This is a genomic window from Bacillus sp. AP50, assembly GCF_040492675.1.
Lineage (GTDB): Bacteria > Bacillota > Bacilli > Bacillales > Bacillaceae_G > Bacillus_A > Bacillus_A cereus.
Map to the genome: position 1 here is coordinate 1 of NZ_JBEUTW010000552.1, position 7,072 is coordinate 7,072.

Below are 7,072 nucleotides of genomic sequence, written 5' to 3' on the forward strand. Positions count from 1 at the left end.
CATTTATTTTTCATATATTCCTTAAGGAAATTTTGTTTTCTCTGCTTAACAGCAGATTGGGTTCTTTTTAGGTTTCGATCTTTTAATTGATCTAGACTTAGACTTTCTTTCTGAAATTCTTCATATTTTCTATGCAAATAAATATCTTTGTCTTTATAAATCCAATTTGAAAATAGTTGTATTGATTTTCTCCCGGTTAAAATGACGCGATAATGTTTATTTTGATTTAGTAAATCGGCTGGTAAATTGTGATTTTGTAGTACCTGATTTAAAGAATTCATAAAGCTATATGATCCTCCTACAAAGCTTACTGTATACGTTTCATACTTGACGTAACCATCCCCATCAAAATATCCACGAACAAAATGATGTAAATATTCTTCAGGCACGAATGGAAATTTAATATTTAATGATTTACATGGCATGATTCCATGTATGTTCATAAGGTCGTCTTTTATTGTTTTGCTATTAATGTTTAGCATATATACGTCTGTTTTTTTGTTTTGATAAAGTGGCTGGTTGGTGTTTAATTCTTTTTTTATATCTTCTAAAATATAACTTTCTTTTTGTGATATACTGACGCATTGATTTTCTTTTTGTATAACGCCGTCAGCTGCTATAAATCCTAAAATATAAGCCATATTATTTGACCAAGTTTTAAAATAATTTTCTTTTATGTCATACTTTCTCTTCCAACTCCCTATAGCGCGCCTTGGGACGTTGCTGTCTGATAAAACCATACGAATATACCTTGCAGACACATTAGCAAGTGTAGCAATCTCTGAGGTGTTTTTCCCCTCTGCATATAGCTGCGTTATCTCAGATTTTGATAGTTTACATTTTGATTTCTTTTTTCGCTCTATGTGCACTTACATCCTCTCCTTCCTTTCTTTTATTAGAGACATATTTTCTTCTATAACATACAATGAAACATACGTTCTTTGTTGCGTATAAGAAGGAATTTACTAAATAAAAACAATTTACATGTACTTAATATTTGTCTTAGCTGCTGCTATGCGATTTGTACTTTATAGATACAAATAATGAATTTGACGGATTTATGAAATACAAGGCATTTTAGATGAAAGGTAAAATAATATAGTTTAAACTACAAATAGCTACAATAACAACATACGTAAATTGTTAATCGTAAAAAGGAGAACGAATGAATAAGAAATATACAAATCAAATTCATACTGATATGAGTTTTAAACCGAAAGATATTATAAGTTTAATGACGGATTACTTTAAAATAAAATCAAAGCTGCGTCCTATAAAGGATTTGCCTGTTGTTTTATCAAATAAAGATAATGAAGCGTTAGAGAGTGTTACATGGTTTGGCCATTCTGCTTCTCTTTTGAAAATAGAAGGTAAAAAACTGTTATTAGACCCGATGTTTGGAGATGCCTCTTCCCCATTTCCCTTGTTTAATAGTAAGCGTTATAGTGGTGCTTTTTCTTTAGAACGTGATGACCTTCAAGAAATTGATACGATTATCATTTCTCATAATCACTATGATCATTTGAATTACAAAAGTATTATGCAGTTAAAAAATCGCGCAAAACACTTTTATGTTCCAACTGGAGTTGCACAATATCTTATTAAATGGGGTGTTTCACCTAGTAAAATTAGTGAGCATAATTGGTGGGACGAAATTACGTTTGATAATATTAAGTTAGTATGTGCGCCTGCAAGGCATTTCTCTGGACGTGGTATGACAGATAGAGATCGTTCATTATGGTGTTCATGGCTTATTCTTGGTCAAGAGACTAAAATTTTCTTTAGTGGTGATAGCGGTTATGCCCCTCACTTTAAGGAAATTGGTGATAAATACGGTCCATTCGATCTTACATTAATGGAATGCGGGCAATATGATCCGAGGTGGTCTGCTATTCATATGTTGCCTGAAGAAACGGTACAAGCTCATATTGATGTTAAAGGAGAATTACTTCTTCCGATTCATTGGGGTGCTTTTACGTTAGCATTACACGAATGGAGTGACCCGATAGAACGTGTTACGAAAGAAGCTAACCGTTTAGGAGTTAAAATTACAACGCCACAAATTGGCGAATCTATTACGTTAAAATCTACAGACTATCCTTTATCCGCTTGGTGGAAGGAAATTTAATTTTAAAATATAAAAAGAGCGAATCCTCTTATAAAGAATTCGCTCTTTTTTCTGTATTTAAACTTATTTCACTATATTGGATCTCCCACTATCTAATACTCTATTTGCTGGTACACTGGACATTTCAACCACTGTATTCATACTCTTATCAGTCAGTTCAATGAGTTCGTTTTCATGTTTTATTTTATTTAAATCCCACACCATCCCATGAAATTCATTATGTTGACCACTTACCTGTATAATGCTTTTTGTTTTATTTGAAGGCTGTATTTGAAGGTTTGTAAATTGATTCCCACTAATTTCATTTGGCGTAGTTACTTGACTATCCATATAAATCATATTTACACAGTCTTCTAAAGAAAAGTTCATAAAACGATTGGCATTTATCCAAGCTTGTCCGGTGCTCGGTTTTTTCGCTACTAATTTCAGTCCAGTTTCCATTCCTACAACTTTAATATTTTCGAAGTTAACAAACGAAATTTCATTTTCTTTTCCAGCAGAGTATAAAGAAATTCCGGTACCTTTATTCGTTTCCGTCCAATTGATAATATTTATATCTTTTATTTGTGTTTTGTTCCAAGTGTTATAATATTTATTTTTACCGTCTAAATAAATAACTTCAGAGTTAAATTTAGGATCGTCAATAGTTATATACGCTCCTTCAATGGATGCGTTTTTCTCTAGTTCTAAAACTCTAAAGTTTCCCTCAACTACAAATTGGGATCCATAACCAAATAATAATTTCACACCTTTTTTAACAATGATTGGTGACGTGATTTTATACTTTTTATCATCAAGCAATACAGTTTTAATTTTACTAGACTCTGCTTTATTAATAGCAGATTGTATTTTTATTGAATCATTTTCCCCTTTAAAGTTTTCTACATACAAGTTAGTACTTTTAGCTGCATAGTCTTTTTTGTTGTATTGATAAAAAGCAAAAATAATTAAAACTATACCAATGAGTAAAACAATTATTTTCTTCATCGTACTCACCCCATATCGATTAATCTATGGCTTTTATATTCAGGTTATTATTATTTTGCTTTGTATTTCAGATTACCATTGCTGCTTTGTCTATTAATCCCTTCCTCTATCCTTAATAAGCTCTTACTGGCGATATAAGATGTACTGCTGCAGATTGCTCTCCTGCTTCAATCAATATCGGTCGCATAGAACCTCCAAAACTTAAAGTAATCGTTTCTTCTTTTATTGCTCTTAAAGCATCAACCATAAAACGCCCATCGAAAGATATATTTAATTGTTTTTCACCTTGAATCGCATCTATTTGTTGCGTTTCAGATATTTTCCCAATTTGAGAAGCGTTTGAAGAAATTTTAATTGTGGATTCGTTTATGATTTCTAAGTTAACATTGTTATTAGCCCATTCACTTGCTAATAAACTTGATCGGTCTACACCTTGTAATATCTTTTTTCTATCTACGTTAATAATCGTTTTAAAATCATTTGGAATAAGGTTAGAAATATTAGGATATTTCCCTTCAATTAGTCTTGAATATAATGTAGTTGTTCCGAGCGTAAATATAATATGACTCTCTGAAAGGTAGATATATACGAATTCCGAATTGCTGTTCATTAATTTTAGAAGTTCACTAATGGTTGCGCTTGGTACAATACAATTTGCTTTTACATCTGAGGAAAGTAATGTTTCGCGTATCGCTAGTCTATGTGAGTCAGTTGCAGCGCAAATTAACTTATTATTAGATAACTCTATATGCACCCCAGTAAGAACAGGTCTAGATTCATTTTTTGCTACCGCAAAGACTGTTTGTTTAAATACTTCAATCAATTGCTCTGTCTCTACCTTGATTTCTGCATGATTGTCTATAAGCGGTACATTCGGAAACTCATCTGCAGGAAATCCATTTAAACTTAATGTGATTTCTTCTGATTGTATCTTAATAGTTTGCTCATTCTTACTTTTTATTGCGATATCACTTGGCATTTTCTTTATTATTTCAATGAAATACTTTGCAGGTACAACAATAGTTCCTACCTTTAAAATAGTTGCAATCTTTTCGTCTTCAATTGAAACAGGAATGAATTTTTCAATAAAAATATTTGAGTTACTTGCAATTAAAGTAATTCCAGATTGATCTGCAGTTATTTTTATACCAGATAATATAGGAATTAAAGATTTTGTTGATATTGCTTTGTTGACTTCTGAAAGTGCTTGAGTGAATTGTTTGTGATTAACGATAAACTCCATGTTTCCCCCGCCTTACATGAGATAATATTTTTATGAAGATTGATGAACGATTGTTCCGTTAAAAAAATAAGGTACTGTTTCTTTCTTTTGTAACAAATATAGTAAATGTTCTGGTATGCGTAAATACGGTGCTGCTATATGTAATTCCATCCAAGTAATCTCTTCGATTTCTTTTGGCCTTGATATATATGTCTCCCCGCCGATTATTTCGCCTAGAAAATTAAAGAAAATTATATGATGATCTCTTTCCTCGAAAAAGGCTTCACTGATAGAACAAATCCACGTTTATATGTAACCCTGTTTCTTCTTTTACTTCTCGAATTACTGCTTCTTCTAATGTTTCTCCTAGTTTAACTGCGCCACCTGGTAATGTATAATAAGAACCATTTTCCCCTTTGTTTTTTACCATTAAGATCTTTTCATTAGTTTTATCGTACAAAATCGCGTATGTAACATTAACTTTTTTCATATGTACCTCCTCTATTTTAAATAAAAGGAATTTTCTGTCTTCTATTCATTCTACCATTAACTCCTTTTAATATATATAAGTTAGTTAAGTCTTGCCTTTACCGCTATTGTTGGAGTTAATAAGAATAGGCTACTGATATAAAAAAAGAACGTACCTTAGGAAGATTATCCAAAGTACGTTCTTTCAGTTTTAGTATAAAAATTGATTCAATTAATACTGAAATTAATAATAACCTCGCCCTTATTGCATTTGTATTTCAAATACTAACGTTAACAAATTCTATATACTTTTTAACCGTTTTTCTAAATAATAATGATTATGTCCTTTCGGATGATCTTCACTTACTCCAATTACTTTATATCCATGTTTCTTATAAAAATCAGGTGCTTGGAAACTAAAAGAATCTAAATTAATTAACCTACACCCTTTTTCAATTGCAAATTCTTCAATAAGCTTTATTAACTTGCTTCCGTAACCTTCATGCCTATATTCTTCAGAAACCCATAGAAAGTCAACGTGTACATGGTGCCAAAAAGTTATTGCCGTTATCCCACCTACTATTTCTTCTTTTTCATTTCTTACTATGAAACTAACCTTTTCTGAAGGTGTTTTTTCTTCATCTGCAAGATATTTTTGATTGTATTCAATTACTTTCTCTCTTATGTAATCACTATCTTCTTGTACCCACTGCTGTACTATTTTCATTTTAAGTGTCACGCTCCTTTTTACTTATCTATTCAATTTTATAATGAAATTGTCCTGTCTTTAATAAGTTCGTAAAGAAACAAAGTTAATGGAATAAAAAAGAGCCCTAACATGAGGACTCTTTTTAAAATTAAGCTACTTTCCGATGTAAATGTTTTAGTTCCTTTTTCTTTTCTACATTTGGTGGGCGGATTAATATTGAAATAATGAAGGAAATAACACTTAAAACACCGATTATAATGAAAGTTGGTTGAAATCCCCCGAGTATCGCTCCAATAAATGATCCTGCAAGCGCACCAAATCCGAAACCTTGGTAGACAATCCCGTAATTTGTACTATGGTTTTTTAATCCAAAGAAATCTCCGACAATAGCTGGGAATATAGTTATATTACCGCCGAAGCAAAAGGCGACACTTGCTACACAAGCAAAATAGATTCCGTAATTTAGTGGAATAAAACTTAAAGTAAAGACTGACAATCCTATAATAATAAACGTTGCAGAGACAATTTTCATTCGGCCGATTTTATCTGATAACGTCCCAAGAATAATTCTACCTACTGTATTAAAAATTGCAATCATAGCAACGGCGTTTGCAGCGGTTGCTGCGCTAAGTCCAACGAGTTGTACACCGATATCTTTTACCATACTGATTAAATACAAACCACCCATACACGAGGTGAATAACATAAAAAATAGCAGATATACTTGTTTCGTTCGCATCATTTCACGCGGAGCATAGTCATTGTGTAATGTTTCAGTTACAGCATTACTTACGATTGCCTCACGTAAGAAGAACGATCCGATTAATACTAAAAGTAACACGATAATGCCCCAATATAAGAATGCTTGTGATACACCAAGGTTATCGATAAGATTTCCGTTTATATATCTAAAGATTAAGCTGCCCATTCCATACGCTGATACAGATATACCTGAAATAAGCCCTTTCCGATTTGGAAACCATTTAATTAAATTAGATAGTGATGTAATATAAGCTGTTCCATCCGCATAACCAACAACAACACCAGCTAATAAATATAATAGTGGTAAGGAAGAAACTTGTGAACTAAGTATTAAGCCGAGTCCTAAAACAATTCCTGCAGTAGCAATAAGTTTCCGAAGTCCTAATTTTTTCTGCAATTTTGCTGCAAATAAAGTTGAGAATGATAAAGAAAAACTTGTTATAGAGAAAGTTATCGCTACTGAATTAAGATTCCATCCAAACTTACTTACAAGGGGTTGATTAAATAAACTCCATGTATAAATTGTTCCAAGGCCAATTTGAACAATGATTGTACCTAGAACAATTAGTAACGGATTTATAGAAGTTTGTTTCATACTAACTGTCCCCTTCTTTTATCTTGACATAGATTTTCACAGTTAGTATATCCATCGTAAATTGCAAGATACTGTACGGAAAATGGTAATTAAGTTCATATACACAAAAAGACACTTCATAAAGAAGTGTCTTTTGCAGGTTATATCAGATGTTTCTAAAGAAAGCTTTGTTAAGATAAGCCATTTTCGAATGCTTATGTA

The 7,072-nt window shown here is 31.9% G+C and carries 6 protein-coding genes and 1 pseudogene; 1 reads left to right on the top strand and 6 read right to left on the bottom strand.

Features of this window, described 5'->3' with window-relative positions; genetic code table 11:
• Positions 1 to 869: LAGLIDADG family homing endonuclease (locus tag ABWK52_RS26410; protein ID WP_353772247.1), on the bottom strand; the 869-nt coding region annotated here is incomplete at its 3' end.
• Between the two features lie 296 nt (positions 870 to 1,165).
• Here ABWK52_RS26410 and ABWK52_RS26415 point away from each other — a divergent pair.
• Complete coding sequence (locus ABWK52_RS26415) at positions 1,166 to 2,128, top strand: MBL fold metallo-hydrolase (protein WP_098541880.1); 963 nt, start codon at positions 1,166 to 1,168, stop codon at positions 2,126 to 2,128.
• Positions 2,129 to 2,191: 63 nt separating this feature from the next.
• On the opposite strand, the gene ABWK52_RS26420 is transcribed toward ABWK52_RS26415, so the two are convergent.
• The 5 genes and pseudogenes from ABWK52_RS26420 to ABWK52_RS26440 all read right to left on the bottom strand — a co-directional run bounded on the left by ABWK52_RS26420 (position 2,192) and on the right by ABWK52_RS26440 (position 6,871).
• A complete protein-coding gene (locus ABWK52_RS26420) occupies positions 2,192 to 3,115 on the bottom strand; it encodes a hypothetical protein (protein WP_000721076.1) in 924 nt (307 codons plus the stop codon).
• A 112-nt stretch (positions 3,116 to 3,227) separates the two neighbouring features.
• Positions 3,228 to 4,358: a DNA polymerase III subunit beta gene (gene dnaN, locus ABWK52_RS26425; RefSeq protein ID WP_000394482.1), complete on the bottom strand. Its 1,131-nt coding sequence runs from the start codon at positions 4,356 to 4,358 to the stop codon at positions 3,228 to 3,230.
• Between the two features lie 30 nt (positions 4,359 to 4,388).
• Positions 4,389 to 4,827: pseudogene (locus tag ABWK52_RS26430) on the bottom strand (NUDIX hydrolase).
• Positions 4,828 to 5,106: 279 nt separating this feature from the next.
• A complete protein-coding gene (locus ABWK52_RS26435) occupies positions 5,107 to 5,532 on the bottom strand; it encodes a GNAT family N-acetyltransferase (protein WP_098541878.1) in 426 nt (141 codons plus the stop codon).
• Between the two features lie 130 nt (positions 5,533 to 5,662).
• Entirely contained in the window at positions 5,663 to 6,871 is a 1,209-nt protein-coding gene (locus ABWK52_RS26440; protein ID WP_000815129.1) for an L-lactate MFS transporter, read from the bottom strand.
• Positions 6,872 to 7,072 lie beyond the last annotated feature (201 nt).

Excerpts from the sequence above, each read along its gene's own strand:
- ABWK52_RS26415 (WP_098541880.1), top strand. The coding sequence starts at position 1,166 with ATGAATAAGAAATATACAAATCAAATTCATACTGATATGAGTTTTAAA.
- ABWK52_RS26420 (WP_000721076.1), bottom strand. The coding sequence starts at position 3,115 with ATGAAGAAAATAATTGTTTTACTCATTGGTATAGTTTTAATTATTTTT.
- dnaN (WP_000394482.1), bottom strand. The coding sequence starts at position 4,358 with ATGGAGTTTATCGTTAATCACAAACAATTCACTCAAGCACTTTCAGAA.
- ABWK52_RS26435 (WP_098541878.1), bottom strand. The coding sequence starts at position 5,532 with ATGAAAATAGTACAGCAGTGGGTACAAGAAGATAGTGATTACATAAGA.
- ABWK52_RS26440 (WP_000815129.1), bottom strand. The coding sequence starts at position 6,871 with ATGAAACAAACTTCTATAAATCCGTTACTAATTGTTCTAGGTACAATC.